Origin of the sequence: Streptomyces sp. NPDC021020, from assembly GCF_044333285.1 — a bacterium.
GTDB lineage: Bacteria > Actinomycetota > Actinomycetes > Streptomycetales > Streptomycetaceae > Actinacidiphila.
This window is the reverse complement of record NZ_JBIRQQ010000002.1, coordinates 287,736-310,548: the sequence shown is the minus strand read 5'-3', so window position 1 is coordinate 310,548 and position 22,813 is coordinate 287,736. Positions and strand designations below refer to the sequence as shown.

General features: G+C 74.7%; 16 protein-coding genes. 9 read left to right on the top strand and 7 right to left on the bottom strand.

The genetic code is table 11. The annotated features are described in order from the left end of the window. Positions 1-91: 91 nt before the first annotated feature. The 7 genes from sigJ to ACH4SL_RS05700 all read left to right on the top strand — a co-directional run bounded on the left by sigJ (position 92) and on the right by ACH4SL_RS05700 (position 11,052). Positions 92-1,036 (top strand): RNA polymerase sigma factor SigJ, encoded by a 945-nt coding sequence (gene sigJ / locus ACH4SL_RS05730; protein WP_398442146.1) that lies wholly within the window; start codon positions 92-94, stop codon positions 1,034-1,036. Between the two features lie 87 nt (positions 1,037-1,123). Then, the gene (gene pip / locus ACH4SL_RS05725; RefSeq protein ID WP_398442145.1) at positions 1,124-2,098 is read left to right on the top strand and encodes a prolyl aminopeptidase; all 975 of its coding nucleotides are present in this window, start codon (positions 1,124-1,126) and stop codon (positions 2,096-2,098) included. A 162-nt stretch (positions 2,099-2,260) separates the two neighbouring features. Continuing rightward, a complete protein-coding gene (locus ACH4SL_RS05720) occupies positions 2,261-4,099 on the top strand; it encodes a protein kinase family protein (protein ID WP_398442144.1) in 1,839 nt (612 codons plus the stop codon). A 67-nt stretch (positions 4,100-4,166) separates the two neighbouring features. Then, positions 4,167-5,048, top strand: coding sequence for an alpha/beta fold hydrolase (locus tag ACH4SL_RS05715; RefSeq protein WP_398442143.1), 882 nt, complete (start codon positions 4,167-4,169; stop codon positions 5,046-5,048). Between the two features lie 100 nt (positions 5,049-5,148). Further along, positions 5,149-6,144: a hypothetical protein gene (locus ACH4SL_RS05710; RefSeq protein WP_398442142.1), complete on the top strand. Its 996-nt coding sequence runs from the start codon at positions 5,149-5,151 to the stop codon at positions 6,142-6,144. Between the two features lie 103 nt (positions 6,145-6,247). Next, positions 6,248-8,086, top strand: a complete 1,839-nt coding sequence (locus tag ACH4SL_RS05705; protein WP_398442141.1) for an HSP90 family protein — start codon at positions 6,248-6,250, stop codon at positions 8,084-8,086. A 2-nt stretch (positions 8,087-8,088) separates the two neighbouring features. Continuing rightward, positions 8,089-11,052 carry a hypothetical protein gene (locus ACH4SL_RS05700; RefSeq protein WP_398442140.1) on the top strand — a complete coding sequence of 988 codons (2,964 nt, stop codon included), beginning with the start codon at positions 8,089-8,091 and terminating at the stop codon, positions 11,050-11,052. Positions 11,053-11,100: 48 nt separating this feature from the next. On the opposite strand, the gene ACH4SL_RS05695 is transcribed toward ACH4SL_RS05700, so the two are convergent. The 7 genes from ACH4SL_RS05695 to ACH4SL_RS05665 form a co-directional block, all read right to left on the bottom strand. Continuing rightward, positions 11,101-11,673, bottom strand: coding sequence for a hypothetical protein (locus ACH4SL_RS05695; RefSeq protein ID WP_398442139.1), 573 nt, complete (start codon positions 11,671-11,673; stop codon positions 11,101-11,103). A gap of 54 nt (positions 11,674-11,727) precedes the next feature. Next, positions 11,728-12,702, bottom strand: coding sequence for a GNAT family N-acetyltransferase (locus ACH4SL_RS05690; RefSeq protein ID WP_398442138.1), 975 nt, complete (start codon positions 12,700-12,702; stop codon positions 11,728-11,730). 78 nt (positions 12,703-12,780) lie between these two features. Then, entirely contained in the window at positions 12,781-15,030 is a 2,250-nt protein-coding gene (locus ACH4SL_RS05685; RefSeq protein WP_398442137.1) for a peptidase C14, read from the bottom strand. Next, entirely contained in the window at positions 15,027-15,893 is an 867-nt protein-coding gene (locus ACH4SL_RS05680) for an SDR family NAD(P)-dependent oxidoreductase (protein WP_398442136.1), read from the bottom strand. The genes ACH4SL_RS05685 and ACH4SL_RS05680 overlap by 4 nt, the downstream gene beginning before the upstream one ends. Continuing rightward, positions 15,890-16,738 (bottom strand): amidohydrolase family protein, encoded by an 849-nt coding sequence (locus tag ACH4SL_RS05675; RefSeq protein WP_398442135.1) that lies wholly within the window; start codon positions 16,736-16,738, stop codon positions 15,890-15,892. Before ACH4SL_RS05675 ends, ACH4SL_RS05680 begins: the two co-directional genes overlap by 4 nt. After that, complete coding sequence (locus ACH4SL_RS05670; protein ID WP_398442134.1) at positions 16,735-17,922, bottom strand: mandelate racemase/muconate lactonizing enzyme family protein; 1,188 nt, start codon at positions 17,920-17,922, stop codon at positions 16,735-16,737. Before ACH4SL_RS05670 ends, ACH4SL_RS05675 begins: the two co-directional genes overlap by 4 nt. Continuing rightward, a complete protein-coding gene (locus ACH4SL_RS05665) occupies positions 17,922-19,274 on the bottom strand; it encodes an aspartate aminotransferase family protein (RefSeq protein ID WP_398442133.1) in 1,353 nt (450 codons plus the stop codon). Before ACH4SL_RS05665 ends, ACH4SL_RS05670 begins: the two co-directional genes overlap by 1 nt. Positions 19,275-19,497: 223 nt before the next feature. Between ACH4SL_RS05665 and ACH4SL_RS05660 the strand changes: the two genes are divergently transcribed. Both ACH4SL_RS05660 and ACH4SL_RS05655 read left to right on the top strand, forming a co-directional pair. Next, the gene (locus tag ACH4SL_RS05660; RefSeq protein ID WP_398442132.1) at positions 19,498-20,367 is read left to right on the top strand and encodes an IclR family transcriptional regulator; all 870 of its coding nucleotides are present in this window, start codon (positions 19,498-19,500) and stop codon (positions 20,365-20,367) included. Between the two features lie 497 nt (positions 20,368-20,864). Further along, entirely contained in the window at positions 20,865-22,802 is a 1,938-nt protein-coding gene (locus ACH4SL_RS05655) for a peptidase C14 (protein WP_398442686.1), read from the top strand. Positions 22,803-22,813: the final 11 nt, after the last annotated feature.

Below are 22,813 nucleotides of genomic sequence, written 5' to 3'. Positions count from 1 at the left end.
ATGTGAGCCGGCGCGCCGGCACCTCACATCCGGGGGTGCTGCCTTGTCGGAGGGACGAGAGGTTTCGTCGAGCGAGGGGGCCGTCCGCAGCATGACCACCACCACCCGGTCCGGGCCGGGGCACGGCAGGCCCGATCCGGGCCTCGACGCGCTCATGGGCGAGCGGCCGCACCTCGTCGGTGTCGCCTACCGGCTGCTGGGCTCGGCGGCCGAGGCGGAGGACGCCGTGCAGGAGGCGTACGCCCGCTGGTACGCGATGCCGCCGCGCGAGCGGGCCGCGATCGTCTCGCCCGGTGCGTGGCTCACCACCGTCGCCAGCCGGATCTGCCTCAATGTGCTGGGCTCCGCCCGGGTCCGGCGCGAGACGTACGTGGGCACGTGGCTGCCCGAGCCGCTGCCCGACGTCGCGGAGTGGGTCGGGGGGCGGCAGGGCGCGGCCGACGCCGACCCGGCCGAGCGGGTCGCGCTGGACGAGTCGGTGGACCTGGCCTTCCTGGTCGTGCTGGAGTCGATGACGCCCGCCGAGCGGGTCGCGTTCGTGCTGCACGACGTCTTCTGCCACTCCTTCGCCGAGGTCGCCGAGATCGTCGGCCGCAGCCCGGCGGCCTGCCGCCAGCTGGCGTCCTCCGCCCGCCGCCGGGTCCGGGCGGCGCGGCCCCCGGCGCCCGCGGACGCCGGACGGGCCCGCGTGGTGCGGGACTTCAAGCGGGCGTGGGAGGCGAAGGACATCGAGGCCCTCGTCGGCCTGCTCGACCCGCACGCGGTGGCGACCGCCGACGGCGGGGGCCTCGCCACGACCTTCGCGCAGCCCATCCGGGGCGGCGGGCAGGTCGCCCGCGCCTGGGCGGAGCTGGCCCGCCGCAGGCCCCCCGCCGTGGCCTTCGCGGAGCACCGGGTCAACGGCCGTCCGGGGCTGGTGGCCAGGGAGGACGGCGCCGTCGTCTCGGTGTTCGCGTTCGACGTCGCGGGCGGCCGGATCACCCGGATCTGGGTGATCCGCAACCCGCAGAAGCTGGCCCGCTGGGCGGTGTGCTGACGGGTCCGCCGTACGGCGGGAGGTGGCGCGCACGCTGCTAATGTCACAGCACTGTCATATTCTCCCGGCGCGGAAGGTACGTCCCGCATGCCCCAGCTCTACCCGCCCGCCGAGCCGTACGCGCAGGGCATGCTGGATGTCGGCGACGGCAACCGCGTGCACTGGCAGACGTACGGCAACCCCGACGGCAGGCCCGCGGTCGTCCTGCACGGCGGGCCCGGCTCGGGCGCGGGGCCGCACTGGGCGCGGCTGTTCGACCCGGCGGCCTACCGCGTCGTCCTGCTCGACCAGCGCGGCTGCGGGCGCAGCACGCCGGACGCCGCCGACCCGGACACCTCCCTCGCCGCCAACACCACGCGGCATCTGATCGCCGACCTCGACCTGCTGCGCCGCCACCTGGGCGTCGACGCCTGGCTCGTGCTGGGCGGCTCCTGGGGCACGACCCTCGCCCTCGCGTACGCCGAGGCGCACCCCGGCAGCGTCAGCGCCATGGTGCTCTTCAGCGTCACGAACACCACCCGGCGCGAAGTGGAGTGGGTGACACGGGACATGGGCCGGGTCTTCCCCGCGCAGTGGGCCGCCTTCCGCGACACCCTGCCCGAGGGCGAGCGCGACGGGAATCTCGCCGACGCCTACGCCCGGATGCTCGCCGACCCGGATCCGGACGTACGGGACCGGGCCGCGCGGGCGTGGTGCCGCTGGGAGGACGTGCACGTCTCGACGTACGCGGGCCACCACCCCGACCCGCGCTACGACGACCCGCGCTTCCGGATGCGCTTCGCCCGCCTCGTCACGCACTACTGGCGGCACGCCGGCTTCCTGCCGGACGGGTCCCTGCTGCGCGACGCGGGGCGGCTCGCGGGCATCCCCGGCGTCCTCGTCCACGGCCGGCTCGACATCAGCGGCCCGCCGGACGTCGCCTGGCACCTCGCGCGGGCCTGGCCGGACGCCGAGCTGCTGCTCGTCGGCGGCGAGGGCCACGGCCTGTCCGGCACGACCACGACCGGGGCCGTGGTCGCCGCGACCGACCGCTTCCGTACGCCGCCCGCCCCACCGGCCTGACCGCATCGGCCGCCTCACCGCGCCGGACGCCGCCCGCGCCGGGCGCTGAACTCCCGGGCCCGGCACCGGAATCGTCCCGTCACGGTCACGGGTGCGCACCGGACCCCCCGGTGCGGGGCGGGGCGTGCGTACGCTGCTCGGGGGGCCGTGAAGGGGGACGGGATGACGGACGCAGCGCAGCGGCACGTGCTCGGCGGCAGGTACCGCCTGGGCGGCAGGCTGGGGGCGGGGCCGGGGGGCAACGCGTGGCGCGCCCACGACGAGTGGCTGCGCGTCGACGTGGCCGTCAAACGCGTGCTGCCGCCGCCCGCGCGGGACGGCGACGGCACGGACGCGGCGGAGGCGCGGGCGCGGGCCGCCCGCCGGGCGGGAGCGGCGGCGCGGCTGCGCGGGCACCCGCACGTGGTCACGCTCCTCGACGTCGTCGTGGACGGCGGCGGCACCGCGTGGGCGGTGACGCACCTGGTGGAGGGCCGCTCGCTGGCCGACCACCTGGACGCGCACGGCCCGCTGTCCGCGCCCCGCGCCGCGGACGTCGCCCGCGCGCTGCTCACGGCGCTGGCGGCCGCCTACGCCGCCGACCTCGGCGACCTCGGCGTCAAGGCGGCCAACGTGCTGCTCGCCGCGGACGGCGGGATCCTGCTCACGGACCTGTGCGCGTCCGGCCGCGCGCCGGACCCGGTGCTCGCGCGCCTCGGTGTGCCCGGCGGCACGCCGGGGCATGTGGCCCCGGAGCGTCTCACGGCCGCGAACGGCGACGGCGCGGCGGACGGCGCCGCCGCCGACCTCTTCGCGCTCGGGGTGACCCTCTACCAGGCGGTCGAGGGCCGCCTGCCCTTCGACCCGGCGGACCCTTACGCGACCGCCTCCGGCGAACTCCCCCCGCCGGTCCGCGCGGGCCGGCTGGCGCCGCTGCTCACCGCGCTGCTGGCCCGGGACCCCGCGCGCCGCCCGGCCGCCCGCGAGGCGCTCGCGCTGGTGCCGGCGCAGACGCCGTACGACACGCCGCCGCCCGCGCCCGAGCCCGTACCGGCGGCGGCGCCGACGCCGGGGCCGGGTCCGGCCGTCCGGTACGCCGCGGCGACGACCCGGCTGCCGGGTCCGTTCACGTTGAACGCGACAAGCGAGATCCACGACCTGGCCTTCAGCCCGGACGGCACCTTCCTGGTGGGCGTGGGCGACGAGAAGCCGGTCCGGATGTGGGACCTCACGTCCGGCCAGGGCATCTGCACGGAGCTGATCGGCCAGGCCAAGTGGGGCCGGGCGGTGGCGTTCAGCCCGGACGGCACGATCCTCGCGACCGGCGGGTACGAGCGGGCGGTACGGCTGTGGGACCCGGCGACGGGCCGCAGCACGGCGACGCTGGACGGCCACACCGACTGGGTCCGCTCCCTCGTCTTCAGCCCGGACGGCCGCACGCTCGCCAGCGCGGGCGACGACAAGGCCGTGCGGCTGTGGGACACGGTCACGGGCGCGGCCACGGCCACGCTGCCCGGCCACCCGGGCTGGGTGCAGTCGATCGCCTTCGGCCCGGACGGCCGCACCCTGCTGGCGGCCGGCGGCAAGCAGGTGCGGGTCTGGGACCTGGCGACCGCCGCGCGGACCGGTGCCCCGCTCCGCCCGGGGCGCAAGGTCCGGGCGGTGGCGTTCAGCCCCGACGGCACACTCCTCGCGGTGGGCGGCAGGAAGTTCGGCCTCACGGTCCTGGACGCCGTCTCGTACGCCCCGCTCCCCGCCTGGTCCGGCACCGGCGGCCGCTCCGACGCGCTCGCGTTCAGCCCCGACGGGACCCTGATCGCCTCGCGCGGTCCGTCCCGCACGATCACCTTGTGGGACGTGCGGACGGCGAAGGCGGTGACGTCCATGACCGGGGACCCGATGTCCCCGATCCACGCGATGGCCTTCAGCCCGGACGGGACGGTCCTCGCGGTCGCCAACGGCTCGCGGGTCCGCATGTGGCGCGTCCCGCCCGCGCAGTACACCGACGCCGCCCCGGCCTGACCGGCCTTCCGTCCGGGAAGCGGGAATCCGGGTGCGGTCCCACCCCACGACCTGCGACGATCCGGGCATGCCGATTGCCGACGTGCCGCCCGACGTACGCCTCGCCTACGACACCTTCGGGGACCCCGCCGATCCCCCGGTGCTGCTCGTGATGGGCTTCGGGGCGCAACTGCTCGCCTGGGACGAGGGCTTCTGCCGGGCGCTCGCCGACCGGGGGCGGTACGTCGTCCGGTACGACAACCGGGACTGCGGACTGTCCACCCGGTTCGACGACCGGCCCGTCGACCTGGCGCGCTTCGTCGCGGCGGTCAGTTCGGGGGACATCCCCGGGGCACTCGCCATGGTCCCGTACACGCTGGCGGACATGGCCGACGACGGCCTCGGGCTGCTCACCGCGCTGGGCATCGAGCGGGCGCACGTCGTCGGCGCGTCGATGGGCGGCATGATCGCGCAGGTCATGGCCATCGCGCACCCGGAGCGGGTGCTGACCCTGACCTCGATGATGTCCTCGACCGGCGAGCCGGAGTACGGGCAGTCGACACCCGAGGCGCAGGCGGTGCTCTTCCGGGGCCGGCCCGCCGACCGGGAGGGCCACATCGCCGCGGCGGAGCGGGACATGGTGTGGGCGTCGCGCCGCTACGGCGACCCGGCGGTGCTGCGGGCCCTCGCCGCCGCCTCCTACGACCGCGCGTACTACCCGGCGGGGATCGGGCGGCAGCTCGGCGCGATGGTGCTCGGCGGCTCCCGGGCTGACGCGCTGCGGGAGCTGACCGTGCCGACGCTGGTGATCCACGGGCTGGACGACACGCTCATCGCCCCCAGCGGCGGCGAGCGCACGGCGGAGCTGGTGCCGGACGCGAAACTGCTGCTCGTCCCGGACATGGGCCACGACCGGCCGCGCGAGCTGTGGCCCGAGCTGGTCGGGGCGCTGGCGGCGCACACCGCATAGGGCGTGTCCGGTGCACGCGCGGTGAAAACCCTGTGGAGGGCGTGTCGGTGGGACCCCCTATCCTGCACCCGTAATCACGCGGACCAGGGGAGGGCGCGGCATGTTCGGCAAGCTGTTCACCAGGGGTGCGGGGGGCCAGGCGGCGGATGCGCCCGCCCGGCCGGCCGGGCGCCGTCCGAAGCGGGGGGTGCACGAGGTCCAGGGGCTGGACGACGAGCGGGTGCTCGCGCTCACCGCGGCGGCCGGCGCCGGTGACTGGGCGGCGGTCCGGCAGGCCGCGGCCCCCTTCGACCTGGACCGCGACCACTGGGTCCTGAGCGAGATCGCGGACACCGAGGGCGTCGAGGACTGGATCGGCCGCGCCGTCGAGCAGAGCGCCGAAGACGCCGGCGAGCGGGCGACCGCGCTGCTCGTCTCCGGCGCGCGGTACATCAACTGGGGCTGGCAGGCCCGCACCACCGCCAGGGCCTCGCAGGTGTCGCAGGAGCAGTGGAGGACCTTCCACGAGCGGCTGACGATCGCCGAGGAGCAGCTGCTCCAGGCCGCCGAGCTGCGGCCGGACTGGGTCGCCCCGTGGCGGCGGCTGCTGACGTCCGGGCGCGGCATGTCGCTGGGCCGGGCGGTGGGCGAGGCGCGGCGGGATGCCGCGCTGCGCCGCGACCCGCTGGATCTGGAAACGCATGTCGAGTGGGTGTCGCAGTTGCAGACCCGGTGGGGCGGCGAGCCCGGCGAGGCGCTGGCCTTCGCGCGGGACGCGTTCGCGCGCGCCCCGCTCGGGCAGCGGCTGGGCGGCGTCATCGCCTACGCCCACATCGAGGACTGGTTCGAGGCGGAGGGCACCGACCGCCTCGACCGCCCCGCCGTGCGCGACGAGCTGCGCGAGGCGGCCGAGCACAGCATCCTGCACCCCGGCTACGAGCGCCGCCCGGGGTGGCAGTACGAGTTCAACCTCTTCGCGATGGCGCTGTCGCTGGCCGGTGAGGGTGCGACGGCCCGCCGGGTCTTCCGCGAGCTGGGCGGCGCGTACACCCGGCGGCCGTGGAACTACCTCCCGGACCCGGCCAAGCAGTTCGCCCGCTACCAGAGCCGCGCCTGAGGACGTACCGCCGTATGCGCACCGCAACCGCGACCGCCGTCCCGGCGCCGCCGCTCCCCCGGCTCCTTCCGCCTTTCCCGCTCCCTGACTTCCGGACTGCCCGATGACCCAGCACGACACCGCGAACGCCGGCGCCGCCGACCGCACCTTCCAGGTCGACCTGCGCGGCCTGGTCGACCTCCTGTCCCACCACCTCTACTCCAGCCCCCGGGTCTACCTGCGCGAACTGCTGCAGAACGCGGTGGACGCGCTGACCGCCCGGCGCGCCCTCGCACCCGACGCGCCCGCGGACGCGTTCGGCATCCGGCTGTACGCGGACGGCTCGGTGGTCCGCGTCGAGGACGACGGCGTCGGCCTCACCGAGGCGGACGTGCACACCTTCCTCGCCACGATCGGCCGCAGCAGCAAGCGGGCCGAGCGGATCGCCGAGCAGCGGGCCGACTTCATCGGCCAGTTCGGCATCGGCCTGCTGTCCTGCTTCCTGGTCGCCGACGAGATCCTGGTCGTCAGCCGCTCCGCCCGGACGCCCGACGCGCCCGCCGTGGAGTGGCGCGGCCACGGCGACGGCAGCTACTCGGTGCGCACCCTGCCCGCGTCCGCCCGCCCGCAGCCGGGCACCACCGTGTCGCTGACGCCGCGCGCCGACGCCACGGAGTGGACCAAGCCCGCCCAGGTCCGCTCGCTGGCCCGGCACTTCGGCTCGCTGCTGCGGCACCCGGTGACCTTCTCGGACGGCGGGGCGCCCGCGCCCGTCAACCCCGAGCCGGCGCCCTGGGCGCGGACCTACCCCACGCCGGGGGCCCGGCAGCGCGCGCTGGCCGCGTACGGCGCGGACGTCTTCGGCTTCACCCCGCTGGACACGATCGAGCTGGACCTCCCGGCGGTGGGCCTGAAGGGCATCGCCTGCGTGCTGCCCGAGGCGGTGCCCGCCGGGCGCCGGCACGGCCACCGGGTGCACGTCAAGGGCATGCTGCTGTCGGAGCAGGCCGAGGAGATCCTCCCGGAGTGGGCCTTCTTCGTCCGCTGCGTCGTGGACGCCGAGAGCCTGCGCCCCACCGCGTCGCGCGAGTCGCTGTACGAGGACGACACGCTCGCGGCCGTACGCGACGCGCTCGCCGAGCGGCTGCGCGCGTGGATGGCGCGGGCGGCGGCGAGCGACCCGGAGCTGCTGGGCCGCTTCCTCCAGGCCCACCACCTGGCGGTGAAGTCGCTCGCGGTGCACGACGACGAGATCCTGCGGATGCTGCTGCCGTGGCTGCCGTTCGAGACCACCGACGGCAACACCACGCTCGACGAGTTCGCCCGCACCCACGCGACCGTGCTCGTGACGTCCAGCGTGGAGGAATTCCGGCAGGTCGCCGCGATCGCCTCGGCGGCCGGCCTCGGCGTCGTCAACGGCGGCTACACGTACGACCGGGCGCTGGTGCACCGGCTGCCGGAGATCCGGCCGGAGGCGAGCGTCGCCGACCTGGACCCGGCGACGCTCACCGCGCATCTGGACCCGGTGGACCGGGAGTCGGAGCTGGCCGCCGCTGCCTACCTGGCGCAGGCCCGCGACGCGCTCGCCGTCTTCGACTGCGACGTGGCGCTGCGCACCTTCCAGCCGGCCTCCGCGCCCGCGCTGCTGCTCGACAGCCGCGAGGCGCGGCACGAGCGCACCCGCTCCCAGCTCGCCCGCGAGCAGGACGGCGGCCTGTGGGGCGACATCCTCGGCGCGCTGCGCCAGGAGGCGCCCAAGGCGCAGCTGATCCTCAACCAGCTCAACCCGCTGGTGCGCGCCGCGGTCGCCATCGCGGAGCCGGAGCTGGCCCGCACCAGCGCCGAAGCGCTCTACGGGCAGGCCGCGCTGCTGTCCCGGCGCCCGCTCAGGCCCGCCGAGTCGAGCCTGATCAACCGCTCCTTCCTTGACCTCCTCGCCCACGCCCTCCGCAAGGACAGCTGACGATGCCGACCGCACCCCAGACCACCGACGAGCTGTACGCGGCGCTGCAGGAGAACGACGAGCGCCCCTACGGCCGTGCCCGTACCGTCGTCGCCGAGGAACTGGTCGACGCCGCCGAGCAGTTCGCCGAGCCCGCCGCGCTGGTGGACGCGCTGCTGGAGCTCCAGGAGGCGTACACGTACGGCTCCGAGCCGCGCAAGTCGCCCGTCGTCTTCGCCCGGCTGCTCCAGCTCTTCGACGAGCAGCCGGACGTCTTCGACGAGCGACTGCGGCACCACATGTACTGGCGCTTCAAGTGGGTGGCGAGCGCCCTGCTCTCGGTGCCCGAGATGCCGCTGACGGCCCTGCGCCAGTGGCTGGCGGAGATGCGCGACCGGTACGAGAAGGCCGGGCTGGGCCTCCAGCCGTACTACGGGCAGGCCTACCACCTGGCCGCGCACCTCGGCGAGAGCGCCGAGGCCACCGCGGTCGCCTACGAGCTGTGGGCCGGACGCGCGCGCACGCAGTACAGCGACTGCGAGGCCTGCGAGATCCGCGGCCGCGCCCTCTACCACCTCACCGCGGGCGACGACGAGCGCGCGCTCGACATCTGGCAGCCGGTGCTGGCGGGCAAGGAGTCCTGCCAGGAGGAGCCCGCGACCTCGATCTCGTACGCCCTGCTGCCGCTGGTGCGCACCGGCCGGACGGACGACGCCCGCCAGGCGCACCTGTTCGGCTACCGCGGCTGCCGCCGCAACCCGTCGATGGCCCCGGACGTCGGCCGGCACCTGGAGTTCTGCGCGCTCACCGGCAACGAGGCGCGCGGCCTGGAACTGCTCGCCGAGAACCGCACCCTCTTCGCCGAGGTGGATTCGCCGAGCGACATGCTGACCTTCCTCACCGGCGTGGAGGTGCTGCTCCAGCGGGTCGAGTCGCTCGGCCACGGCGGGCTGCCCGCCGCCGGTTTCCCCGGCCGGACGTGGACGGTCGCCACGCTGCGCGCCGAGGTGGCCGAGCGCGCCGGGGACCTGGCCGCCCGCTTCGACGCCCGCAACGGCACGACCGCGCACACCGACCGGCGCGGGGTCCGGCTGGACCGCGCCCCGCTGCTGGACACCCTGGAGCTGACACTCCGGCCGCGCGCCCTGGACGACGTGGCCCCGGCGACCGCCCCCGCCGCCCCGCCGCGCGCCGCGGCCGCCGCGCTGCCCGAGTCGGTCGCCGAACTCGTCCTGCGCGCCCGGGAGCTGGACGAGGAGGGCCACCCGGACGCGGAGGCGTGCTGGACCCGGCTGGCGGCGCTCGTCGACGAGCCCGGTTACGTCCACCCCGACGACCCGGCCGTGGGCCCGCTCGCCCGGCTGCGCGCGGACCTGCTGGACGAGGAGGGCGCCGAGGCGCGCGAGCGCAGCGACCTGGCCGGGGCCGCCGCGCGGTACGCGGAGTCCGCCGACCTCTACACGGAGGCCGGGCTGCCCGGGTACGCCGCCGTGGCCCGCGGCTGCGCGCTGCTCGCGGCCGCGGAGGTGCCGGGGGCGGAGCCGGCCGAGCCCCCGTCCGACGAGGCCAGGGCCGAGGCGAAGGCCGCCGCGATGACCGCGGCCCACACCGCGCTGACCCGCCTTCAGGAGGAGGCGGCCGGCCTCGCCCCGTTCCAGGAGGCCCGGCTGCTGCGGCTGCGCTCGACCGCGCTGGGGATGCGTCTGGAGGCGCAGCCGACCCCGGAGCACACCGCGGCGGCCTTCGCCGAGGTCGAGCTGCTGCACGGCTTCGCCACCGCGCACGACCTGCCCGGCCAGGTGTGCCGGGCGCTGCTGCTGCGCGCCAGCACGCACGCGATCGGCGGCGACCTGGCCGCCGCGAAGGGCGAGCTGGACGGGCTGCTGGCCCGGCTGCGGGCGGACGGACCCGGCTGGCACCTGCCGCACGCGCTGGGCCTGCGCGGCCGTATCCACCTGGGCCTGCGGGACGCGGACGCGGCGTACGCCGACCTGTCCGAGGCGCTGCGGGAGGCCGGCAAGTGGCCCGCGTACGCCGCCTACGCCGGGACGCTGCACGGCGAGCTGGCGCGGGCCTGCCTGGGCCTGGGCCGGCACGACGAGGCGCTGCGCCATCTGACGCGCTCGGCGGAGGTGGACATGCGGCACGGCAGCCGGGTGGACGCGTTCTGCACGTACAGCAACGCGGCCCGGCTCGGCCTGGACCTGGGACGCGTCGAGGACTGCATCGCGCTGCTGGACTCGCTGCTGGCCGAACCCGACGTGACCTCCCGGGAGCTGGACGACCGGCTGGTCGCGCAGCTGCGGCTGACCCGCGCGCGGGCGCTGCGGGCCGGGGACGACGTCAAGGCCGCGCTGGCCGAATTCCTGGAGCTGGCCGCGGAGTCGGCCGGTTGGGCGGACGACCCGGGCTCGCACGCGATGATCGCGGCGGAGACGGCCGTACTCCTCGCCGAGACCGGCGAGTTCGCCCGCGCCCGCGAGGCCGTCGACCAGGCGCTCGCCACGCACGCGTCGGCGCCGCGCTTCGAGCAGCTGAGCAGCTGCCTGCGGGAGGTCGCCCGGCTCCAGGCCCAGCAGCAGGGCCCGGACGGCCTCGACGACGCCCGCGCCTTCCTCGCCGACGCGGCCCGGCTCGCCGACGACGCCCGCGCGGAGGGCTACGAGGCCGAGGGCCGCCCGCTGCACGCGGCGCTGGCGTACGAGCACGGCCGCGTCAACGCCTACGCCGGGGAGTACGAGGAGTCGCTCACCGCCCTGGAGGAGACGCTGTCCCTGCTCGGCGCGCCGGGTGAGGACGCGGGCCAGGCCGGGGAGTGGGCCGAGGCCGCCCGGCTCAGGGGCGTCGTGGAGGGCGCGTACCTCAAGCGCCCGGAGCAGGCCCTGCGCGCGCTCGACTCGGCGGTGGCCCGGCTGACGGAGCTGGGCCACGAGGAGGCGGCCGCGCCGCTGAAGTCCCTGGCGTCGAGCCTGCGCGACGGGAGCTGAGGCGGCCGTGCGGGTGCCGGGCGGTCCGCCGCCCGGCACCCGCGCGACTCACAGGTGCGCCAGGACCACGCCCAGGACGACGGCGACCGAGAGGACCAGGCCGATGACCAGCCCGAGGACCTGCGGTGAGACCCGGTGCCGCAGCTTCGGCGGCGGCCGGAAGCGCTCGGCGGGGTCGGTGCTCGCCTCCCACCACTGCACGACGCGCGCGAAGTCGTGGTGGAAGTCGGGGTTGGGGTAGACGCTGCTGCTCGCGAGGCCCGTGAGGGAGCGGTGCCGCCCGTCCGTGAGGATCATCCGCACCGTGGACGCCGATCCGAGCCCGGCGTCCTGCTGCCACACGTACAGCCAGCGGATGTCGTGCCAGTGGTACGTACGCCCCTGCCCGAGGCCCCAGCCGACGGTTATCCCGTCCGCGCCGACGGTGGTCACGGACCGCCTGGCCAGGGCGGCACAGGCGGCGACGACCACCAGGGTGCCGCCGAACAGCCAGCAGAACCAGCCGAATCCCATCCGGAAGAGGGTGAAGGCCGCTTCCACGACCAGCCCCGCTCCCACGGCCGCGACCCCGCCCCACGACACCCGGTACCGATCTTTCCCCCGGAAGCTCAGTTCGTTCACAGCGTGGACACTACAACGGCCCGGTCCGGCAGTTGCGGGCCAGGTCAGCCGGGGTCAGAAGGAGTCGCCGTACCAGTGGACGGCCCCCGGCGCGGTGACCGTCGCCGTCACCTCGGCCGCGGGGGCGAGCAGCGGGCGGGCCATGCCGTATGCGGTGGTGCCCGCCGTGGCGCGGGCGAGCAGCCGCGGCAGCGCCGCCGTGACGGCCGGGTCCGCGGGCAGGTGGACGGTCGCGGCCGTCGCGCCCGCCGCCCGCGCGTGGCCGGCGGCGGCCCGCAGCAGAGCCGCGGCGGCTTCCCGTTCCCGGCCGCGGGCCAGGGCAATCTCGGCGACGGCGGCCTCGTGCGGGCCGGTCGGGCGCACCGCGACGAAGCCCAGCGGTGCGGCCTCCCCGGCGCGTGCGGACTCCCCAGCGCGTACGGTTTCCTCGGCCAGCAGGATCGCGGCCGGGGGGCCGTACCAGACCGGGATCCGGCGCCGCCAGTCCGCCGGGCTGCGGACCGTGGTGAGCGGCCGGGCGGTGTCGTAGGCGTCCCGCAGCGCCCGCAGCGCGGGTATGTCGGCGGAGGTGGCGCGCCGTACGGCCACGCCGGGGTCCGCGCGGCCGGGGGCGGCGAGCGGGCCGGACAGGACCGGGGCGGTGAAGGGCTGCCAGCCCGCGCCGCGGTAGACGTCCGGGGTGCCGGTGAAGAGCAGCGACCAGGCGCACTCGTCCGCCGTCATCGCCTCGGTCACCGCGGCGAGCAGGCGGCGCACATGGCCGCGGCCGCGCGCGTCGGGGTGGGTGGCGACGCTGCCGAGGCAGCCGACGCGCTGCGGGCGGCCGGTGGCCGAGCGGATCGGGCGCGGCTGGTAGTGGAGCACGGACACCGGCCGCCCGCCGTCCTCGGCGAGGAAGGTGCGGGCGTGCCGGCCGGGGTCCCGGCCCCACAGCAGCGCGACGGTGCCGGCGCTGTCGGGGAAGGCCGCCGCCCACAGGGCGTGCAGGGCCGGTTCGTCCGCCGGGGTGGCGGTGCGGTAGCGCGGCATGCGGCGGCCTTCCCCTTTTCTCTTCTCCACGGTGCTGCTCTGCGGTTCTTCTGTGCGGCTGGTGGCGGAACGGGCGGCTCAGAGCACCAGGTTGCCGTTTGTGGCACTGACCCGCGGGCCGTCCGGCGGCAGTCCCTCGCGGGTGACGTCCTCCTCGGTGCAGGAGGTGTGCAGCAGGGAGGAGGCGCCGGTGAAGGCCGCGGCGGCGAGGGCCAGTCGGCCGCCGGTGAGGCGGGCGCCGACCGCGGTGTAGCGGTTGGTGCCGTCGGGGACGCGGACGTGCGCGGTGCCGTCGCCGGACGCGGTGCTGCGCAGGGCGCCGAGGTCCCAGGTGACGGTGGCGGTGGTGCCGGCGGCCCGGGAGAGCAGCGCGCCCGCGGAGTTGGTGCCGGTCAGGACGGCGTCGCCGCCGACCGCGAGCCGCTGGTCGCGTACGGCGCTGAGCGCGATACCGGTGTCCGTGAGGCGGCCGCCGTCGACCACGACCTCCGCCGCGCCGACCGACACAGGGGCGGCTTTCGGGTCGCCGACGAGCGTGCAGTCGGTGAAGCGGACCGGGCCGCTGCCGCGCAGCACCGCGCCGTCAAGACCGGTGAAGGTGGTGCGCACGAAGTGCACGGGCGCGGTGACCGGGGTCTGCACGAGCACCTGCCCGGCGGGCAGGTCGAAGGCGCAGTCGGTGACGGTCGTCGGCCGGGCGGAGCGCGCGGACCGCTGGGCGACGGCGAACAACGAGGCGGTGCAGCCGCGCAGTTGGGCGCCGTCGGCGTTGATCACCAGCGTCCCGGACGGGTCGAAGGTGGGCCGCGGGACGACGTGCACGTTCTCCAGCGTCAGGTCGGTGATGAGGGTGTTGGCCGTGAACCACGAGCAGACGTGGTTGCGTACCGTGATGCGCTTGGCCGCGTTGCCCCACTGGGCACCGGAGTTGGCGATGTCCATGAGCCCGGAATTGCCGTCGAAGAGCAGGTCGTGCTCGTACTGGCCGTGCGTGGTGAAGGGGTTGCCGCCCTCGTCGTCGCCGTCGCCGTGGCAGTTGACGACCTGGCAGTAGGCGGAAGCCGTCAGGTCGTTGAGGTGCCGGACGTTGCTGGTGGTGCAGTCGGCGACGTGGCCGTACAGGCAGTAGATCTGCTGCGTGAGGTAGCCGGCGCCGCCGTACATGACCGTGGGCGGGTTCTTCAGGCCGCAGCCGATCGTGCGGTAGCGGGTGCACCAGCGGCGCATGATCACCGGCCAGAAGGTGCCGGTGGCCTGGATGCCGGAGACGTGGCAGTCGACGGCGTACTCGTACGCCACCGGGTGCGAGCCGGTGTATTCGTCGTCGACCGCCCCGGTGTCCTGGCCCGCGCCGAGGAAGACCAGGTTGTGCACCTCGGCGCCGACGACGGGCTCGACCCGGCGCCAGGTGACGGTGCGGCCTGCGGCGAGCGGCCAGCCGTTGAGGTAGCCGACGCGGATGTGCGTGCCGTCGACGATCTCGGTGACCTCGACCATCTTCTGCAGCTCGCGCTCGTCGCTGCCGCCGCCGGCGACCTCGTCGCTCTGCACCGCCCACCACTGGCCGACCCGGAAGGCCCCGGAGTCGGGCACCGGGAAGGCGTCGGTGCGCTCGATGACCTCGGCGGGGAGCTTGTGGCTGACGGTGTCGGAGGTGACGGTGCCCTGGAAGAAGAGCACCGCGCCGAACGGGTTGTCGTGGGTGTTGCGCTCGATGCCGCCGGTGTGGACGGTGTGCCCGCCGAAGTCGAGGACCAGGTGCGAGCGGTGGTAGGTGTGGCGGCGCCGGAAGAGCAGGTCGGTGTGGGCCTCTATCCGGTGCACGGACGGGTCGTTCACCATCGCGTCGAGCGCGTCGTCGGCGGGGGCGGAGGCGTCGAAGTGGCCGAAGCCGCGGAAGTCCAGGACGCCGTCGTGCACGCGCAGCCAGCGCCCGCGCGCGGGGCGGTCGGCGGGCCGCAGCACGGTGCCGCCGTTGGCCGCGGCCGTCGACCGGGCGTCCCAGCGGGCGAGCATTCCGCCGCCGTCGCCGGGGGCACGGTAGCCGGCGACGACGGCGAGGGCGCCGTCGCGCAGCGGCTTGGAGCCGAGCGCGAGCAGGGCGGCGACGGTGGACAGGGCGAGCGGCGCGGAAGTGCCCTTGCCGCCCTGGGCGTTGCCGCTCTGGTCGCTGCCGCCGTGGTCCTTGCTGTCGGCGGCGGCCGGGGTCGCGGCCAGCGTGCCGCCGGCGAGGACCGCGGCGCTCAGGCCGCCGGCCCGCAGCAGGTGTCTGCGGCTGGTGGGGCCCGCGGCGGCGGGCGCTTCGGTGGAGCCGTCCGATGACGTCATGGTGTGGTGCCGTCCTTCGTCGGAGGCCGCAGCGAGCTGCGGTAAGGGGGCATGAAGGCCGTGCGGGGCATCTGGTCGGCGAGCACTCCGCCGTCCACCACGATCCGGCTCCCGGTCAGGTAGGCGCCCTCGTCGCTCGCGAGCAGCAGCAGCGCGCCGGTGCACTCCTCGGGGCTCGCGTAGCGGCCGAGCGGGATGCGCGCCCGGTAGGCGGCCTCGAACGCCTCGCGGTCGAAGGGGAATTCGCCGTCGATGGGGGTCTCGACCATGCCGGGCGCGAGGCTGTTGACGGTGATGCCGTGCGGGGCGAGTTCGATCGCGAGGGTCTGGGTGAGCAGGTCCACGGCCGCCTTGGAGGCGTTGTAGTGGGCCAGGCCCGCCTCCGCGACCAGGGCGTTCTTGGAGGTGACGGACACGATCCGGCCGGGCACACCGTCGGCGATCATGTGCTCGGCGACGCGCTGGGTCAGGAAGAAGACCGCGTCGAGGTTGACCCGCATGACGCGGTGCCAGCTCTCGGGCGTGATCTCGTTGAAGCGCTCCAGGGCCGCGGTGCCCGCGTTGTTGACGAGGATGTGCAGGGGACCTGCCGCAGCCCGCACCCGGTCGGCGAAGGCGTGCAGCGCCGCGGTGTCGGCGAGGTCCTGCTCCTCGGCGCGCGCGGTGCGGCCGAGGCCGCGTACCAGCTCCGCGGTCTCCCCCAGCCCGGCCGCGCCCGGCAGGTCGGTGACCACCAGGTCGGCGCCGGCCTGCGCGAGCGCGACCGCGAAGGCCCGGCCGAGCCCGCCGGCGGCGCCGGTGACCAGCGCGGTGCGGCCGGTGAGGTCGAACCGGCCCCGTCCGCCCGCGGGTCGGGTGCTCATCCCTGCTCCAGCCCGAGGAGTTCCAGCGACGGGCGGTGGATCAGCGCCTCCACCGCGTCCTGGTCCAGCGGGTCCAGGCCCGGGATGCCGGGGATGCGGGCGATCCTGCGCAGGCCCTCGACCGAGTCGTCGACGGTCGTGAAGGGGTAGTCGCTGCCGAACAGCAGCTTGTCCCACACCCCGTAGTCCTGCACCAGCCGCAGGCTGTGCCACAGCTGGAAGGGCCGGTAGTGCAGGGCGCTGATGTCGGCGTAGACGTGCCGGTGCTTGCGGATGACGGCGATGCACTCGCCCTCGAAGGGGTGGCTGAGGTGCGCGAGCACCATCCGCAGCTCGGGGTGGCGCATGGCCACCCAGTCCAGGTGCCGCGGCATGGCGTATTCCAGCGGCGCCTGGGAGACGAAGGTGGTGCCGGTGTGCACCAGCAGCGGCAGGCCGTGCCGTTCGGCGTAGGCGTACAGCTCGTCGTAGGCCTCGTCGGCGGGCGCGAACCCGGCGTACATCGGCATGAGTTTGATGCCGCGCAGGCCCAGCTCCTGGTGCCCGTACCGCATCTCGTCCTGCCAGCCGGGCTGCGTCGGGTCGAGCGCGAGGTAGCCGACGAGCCGGTCGGGGTGCTGCGCCACGTACGCCGCGACGGCCGCGTCGTCGACCCACAGGCCGCTGCGGCGCGCCTTGCCGCCGACGACGATCGTGCGGGTGCCCTCGGGGGCGGTCGCCGCGTAGTCCTCGTATCGCACGGTGAGGTCGACCTCGCCCGCGTGGGCGCGGGCGGACTCGGCGCGGAAGGTGGCGTCGAAGTCGTGGCTGTGCCGGAAGAGATGGGAGTGCACGTCGGTGATCATGTGCGGTTCCTCTTCTCCCAGCCGTCCGCGAACATGTTCCAGAAGCGGTGGCTCGGCGGGTGCTCCTCGAAGACCTCGTCCGCCAGCTCGACGCCCAGCCCCGGCGCGGTCGGCAGCGGCACGTACCCGTCCTCGACAGGCAGCACACCGCGCAGCGCGTCGAAGACGTAGGGCTCCAGCAGCGCGTCGAAGGTCTCCAGGATCTTCAGGTTGGTCAGGCCGAAGCCTGCGTGCGCCGAAGCGGTGGTGCACAGCGGCGAGTTGGAGTTGTGCGGGGCGACGAGCATGCCGTGCGCGTCGGCCTGCGCGGCGATCTTGCGCAGCTCGGTGAAGCCGCCGGCCATGGACAGGTCCGGCTGCACGATGTCCACCGCCTCGGTGGCGAAGAGCTGCTTGTACTCGTAGCGGTTGTGGAAGTGCTCGCCGCCGGAGATCGGGAAGGTCGCGATGCGGCGCAGCTCGGCGTAGCGCTCGATGTGCGTCCAGGGCATCGGCTCCTCGAACCAGCCGATGTCGTACGGCGCGAGCTCGTGCACCAGCCGCCGCGCGGTCGCGGTGCCGAAGCGGGCGTGGCCCTCGATGAAGAGGTCGACGTCGGGCCCGACTGCCTCGCGCACCGCCTCGACGAGCGCGAGCGAGCGCTTCAGCTCGGGGCGCTCCAGCTCGTGCAGGCCCGCGCCGAAGGGGTCGAACTTCAGCGCGGAGAAGCCTCGTCCGACCGCCTCCTTCGCCTTCGCGGCGAATTCCTCCGGGACGCGCTCGCCGGTGTACCAGCCGTTGGCGTAGACCCGGACCCGGTCGCGGACGGCGCCGCCGGTCAGCCGGTAGACGGGCACGCCGAGCGCCTTGCCCATGATGTCGTGGAGGGCCTGGTCGACGCCGGAGACGACGACGCCGCCGATGTCGCCGCCGCGCAGGAAGTCGCCCTGGTACATCCGCAGCCAGATCTCCTCGACGTCGAACGGGTCGGCGCCGAGCAGATGGCGGTGGGCCATGGCCTCGGTGAGCCGGCACGTCTCGTCCACCCGGTAGGGGTGGGTGATCTCGCCGATACCGCTCAGGCCCTCGTCCGTGTGGATCCGGACGTAGCCGAAGTCGCGCCAGGCGGTGCCCAGTTGCAGCGTCTCGACGCGGCTGATGCGGCCCGCGGGCCCGGCCGGGCGGGTGGTGTTGACCGTCAGCATCAGCGCGCCGCCTTCCGGGTGGCCGCGCCGCCCATGGTGCTGGTGTGGGCGAGGTCGGCCGGGCCGCCCTCGCGCAGGGTGCGGGTGACGGCCGCCTCGGTCGCGGCGAGCAGCCGGTCCACGTCGTCGTCGGTGTGGGCGTAGGAGATGTGGCTGCGCTTGAGGTTGAGCGGCAGTTCGAAGATGCCGTGGTCGACGAGGTTGCGGCGGTAGCCGACGAAGAGGGCGGTGTCGTTGGCGAGCAGGTCGTCGTACGTCAGCGGCGCGGGGCCGGGCATGAAGTAGCTCACGAAGACCGAGCCGTAGCCGGTGACGACCGCGGGCACGCCCAACCGCCGGTAGAGCGCGTCCAGTTCGGTGCGCACCCGGTCGCCGAGCCGGAAGACGTGCTCGTGCACGGGCTCCTCGCGCAGCTTGCGCAGGGTCGCGAGGGCGGCGCCCACGGTGGCCGGGTGGCCGTTGTAGGTGCCGGCGAAGAAGACGGGGCCGCCGGGGCGGCTGCTGAAGTGCTGCATGAGGTCGGCCCGGCCGCCCAGCGCGCCGAGCGGGGCGCCGTTGGCGATGGCCTTGCCGAGGGTGGTGAGGTCGGGGGTGACGCCGGCGATCGACTGGTAGCCGCCGAGGGCGTGCCGGAAGCCGGTGATGACCTCGTCGAAGACCAGGACGCTGCCGGCGCGGGTGCACTCCTCGCGCAGGGTGCGCAGGAACTCGTCGGTGGGCAGCAGCGCCCCGACGTTGTGCGGGACGGGCTCGACGATGACCGCGGCGATGTCGGCGCCGTGCTCGGCGAACGCCTGCCGCACGCCCGCCGGGTCGTTGAAGCGCAGCACCAGCGTGGCGTCCAGCACCTCGGGCAGGATCCCGGTGGACGTCGGGTCGTGCCGTCCGACCCGGTCGGGCGCGGAGATGACGTTGAGGCTGACCGCGTCGTGCCAACCGTGGTAGCAGCCCTGGAACTTGACCACCAGCCGCCGCCCGGTCACCGCGCGGGCGAGCCGCAGCGCGTGGAAGGTGGCCTCGCTGCCGGTGCTGGTGAGCAGCACCTGCTCCACGGAGGGGATGAGCTCCACGAGCTGCTCGGCGAGCAGGACCTCGCCCTCGGTCACCGCGACACCGGTCAGACCCAGGCTGCGGCCGGCCTCGGCGGTCGCCGCGGCGACGTCCGGGTCGTTGTGGCCGAGCAGCGGCGGCCCGAAGGCGGCGTGGTAGTCGGTGAACTCCCGGCCTTCGGCGTCCCAGAACCGGGAGCCCTCGGTGCGGGTGATGACCAGTCCGGTGAGGCCGGGAATGCTGCGCTGGCCGCTGTTGACCCCGCCCGGTATCACCTGGCGGGCCCGCTCGGCGAGCGTCATGTGGTGCTCCTCGCGTCGATGCTGTGGGTGACGGTCTGGACCCTGCCCGGCCCGGACCGCGGGGCCATCCGCCCGGCAAGTCGTCGCAGGAATCGTTCGCTGCGGTGCTGAGACGATGCAGAAACGATTTTCAAGAACACTGTTCCGAATATCAGAACAGTCCGGATCCTAGGTCGGCGAAACCGCGCCGGTCAAGGGGTGCCCAGTGGTAAAGTGTTTTGATATGCAGAACAGTGGTGCGAACGTGCCCGACAGCAGCCCCGGCAGCACACTGGACGACGGGCTCGCCCGAGGCCCGGAACCGGACCCGAAATACCTGGTCAAGACGGTCGCCCGAGCGGCCGAAGTGCTGGAGGTGCTGGCCGCCGGCGGCCCCGGGGCGGGACTGAGCGTCACCGAGGTCGCCCAGCGGGCGGGGGTCTCCAAGAGCGCCGCCTTCGGACTGCTCCAGACGCTGCGCCACTACGGCCTGGTCGCCGACGAGGGCGAGGGCATGAACCGCCGCTACCGGCTGGGCATGGCCCTGGCCCGGCTCGGCGACCGCGCCCAGGCCCAGATCTCGCTGCGCGACGTCGCCCGCCCGCTGCTGGTCGAACTCACCGCGGCCACCGGCATGGCCTCCCGCGTCGCGATACCGCAGGAGGGCCAGGCCGTCATCATCGACCAGGTCGACACCCGCAGCGGCCTGCGCCTGGACCTGCGGATGGGCGCCCGCGAGCTGCCGCACTGCACCGGCATCGGCAAGGCGCTGCTGGCCGCGATGCCCGAGCCGCAGGCCCGCGAACTGGTCGCCCGCACCGGGCTGCCGCGCCGCACCTCGCGCACCATCACCGACGAGGCCACGCTCTTCCAGCACCTCGCCGACGTCCGCGCCACCGGCTACGCGCTGGACGACGAGGAGGACGCCGACGGGATCTTCTGCATCGGCAGCGTCGTCCGGGACCACCGCGGCGACTGCGCCGGGGCGATCAGCATCACCGGTCTGAAACTCGACCTGCCCGGCTGGCGCTTCCGCGAACTGGGCCTCCAGGTAAGGGATGTGGCCGACCACATCAGCCGCAGCCTCGGCTTCGGCGCCCCCGCCGGAGCATGATCCGGCACGGCAGGGGCTTGACCGGAGCGCGCAAGCAGGCCTAACGTCTCCGCTCATCGACCGGTGCCGCGCTCGCACCCTGCCCCTGGTCAGCGCTTTTACCCCGCACCCGGCCGATACGGCCATCCGTCCGACCACAAGCGTCACGGGATTCGTCCTCGCCCTTAGGCCCACCGAAGGCGGAGGCACCCCCCGTGAACCACACTCCTGGCTCCGTGCCGGGCAGCGACAGCTCGACCCGCACCACTCCCGACCCGCGCCCCGACTCCTCCCGCCGCAGCCTGCTGCGCGCCGGCGGCATCGGCGGCCTGCTGGTCGCCGCGACCGGCACCGCGGTCGCCGCCGGCTCCGGCACCGCGTACGCCGACAGCGCCCCGAAGAGCGCCCCGCTCACCGCGGGCACCGTCGCCGCGCTGCTCGCCCTCGACCCGAAGAAGCTCGCCGACGGCGTGCTCGCCCTGGTCGCCGGCTACCGCACGCCCGGCGACGGCGGCGGCATGCTCGTCCGCTGGGACGCCGCCGCGACCGCCGACGCCAACGGCGGCACGGTCCTGGCCCCGGGGAAGCCGAAGAAGGCGGCCAAGGGCCGCTGGCGCATGGTCCACGACGGTGTCCTGGACTTCCGCCAGTTCGGCCTCTTCGACGGCTCCGCCCCGGCCGACGCGGCGCTGGACGCCATGATGGGCGACCCGTCCGTGCACCGGATCGAGGCGCACACGGACCTGAACTTCACCAAGCGCCACACCTTCTCCCGCTCCCGGATCGAGCTGGACTTCGGCGGCAACCGGGTCACCACCACGGGGATCGAGAAGAACGCCTACAACAACCCCTTCGGCGCCGTCCTGTACTTCCTGGGCAAGGTCACCGACACCACCGTGAAGTCGAAGCTGTCGGCCGCGATGCCCGACCTCGCGGACATCTTCGAGGTGCCGGACTCCAAGGCCTTCGCCCTGGGCCAGTGGTGGAGCGTGGAGATCGACGCCGCCGCGGGCACGGGACTGTACGAGAAGGAGGTGCAAAAGCTCGTCCAGGTCACCGAGATCGTGGACGGCACGCACATCCGGGTCAACTACAAGATCGGCTGGGACCTGGCCGCCGGGCGCACCTTCACCTGGACCCGTGTCGAGCCGGTCGAGCGCGTGCACGTGCGCAACATGGTCTTCGAGGGCGTGCCCGACGTCGCCGACAACGACACCGAGACCGGCTCGCACCCGATCGCGTACGAGTATGCCGTCTCCTGCGACGTGTCCGGCATCGACGCCACCGGCACGTTCTGGCCGGTCGTGATGCGCCGCTGGTGCACGTACTTTCGCACCTCGGAATGCCAGCTGAAGAACCCGGCCTCCGTCACGTACGGCGGCGCCGGCTACCTCACGCAGCAGATCTACTGCCTGTACGGGCACGTCGAGGACTGCCACGTCGCCAACGCCCGGCACCTCAACGACTGGACGGCCTCGGCGTACGGCTACGTCACCAACTGCCACGGCGACGGCGACGACCAGGGCCCCTTCGTCACGCACGGGCAGTTCGAGCACGACCTCACCTTCACCGGCAACTCCGGCCTGATGACCTTCGCCAACTCCGGCGCGGCCTGGGGCGGCGCGGCCAAGCGCGTCACCGTGCGGCGGCACGCCTGCTCGTGGTTCGTGGCCCGGACGAACATCACCGACCTGACGCTGGAGGACATGCTCGTCATCGGCAACGCCCAGCCCGGCTCCGGGATGATCTGGGTCAACGCCGACGGCGCGCAGCTGCGCGGCTGCGTCGCGTCCGGACCGCTGGTCGTGTCGCAGTCCTCGCACCGCTCGCAGCGGCCCACCGTGATCGCCGACTCGGCCTTCACGCAGGGCAAGGCGTCCGAGGTCACCGCGGCCAACGTCAGTTCGGACGTGCACCTGCTGCGCGTCACGCTGGAGGGCCTGGACGGCGCGCAGTTCAACGGCACCGGCGGCCTCGTCCTGGACCACTGCACCTTCAACGGCGCGGGGGACGGGGCGGCGCCCAGCACGGTCGCGCACGCCGACACCGCCGTGCACGGCGGCACCTTCACCGGCACCGGCCTGCGGCTGAACTCGGCCAAGGACCAGCGGCTGTGGATCGACGGCGGCGCCCGCTTCACCGGCGGCAACAGCGCCGCGGCCTACCTGGCGCGGGACACCGCGGGGCGCACCGTCACCTGGCAGCTCGACGGCGCCGACTTCCGCGCCCCGGACGCGAAGACGGCGCACATCCTGCTGACCGACGGCGTCAACCGCTACCGGGCGACGGGCACCGCCTTCACCGGCGGCAGCCTGCGGCTCGCGCCGGGCGCCTTCGCGGGCGCGAGCCACCTGCTGCAGACCGGCTGCACCGAGGACGGCGTGGCGCGTACGGCCATGCCGGACGAGAGCGACCGCGTCAAGCACACCGCGGGCAATCTGCTGCTGCCGGCCTGAGGGTCACGAGC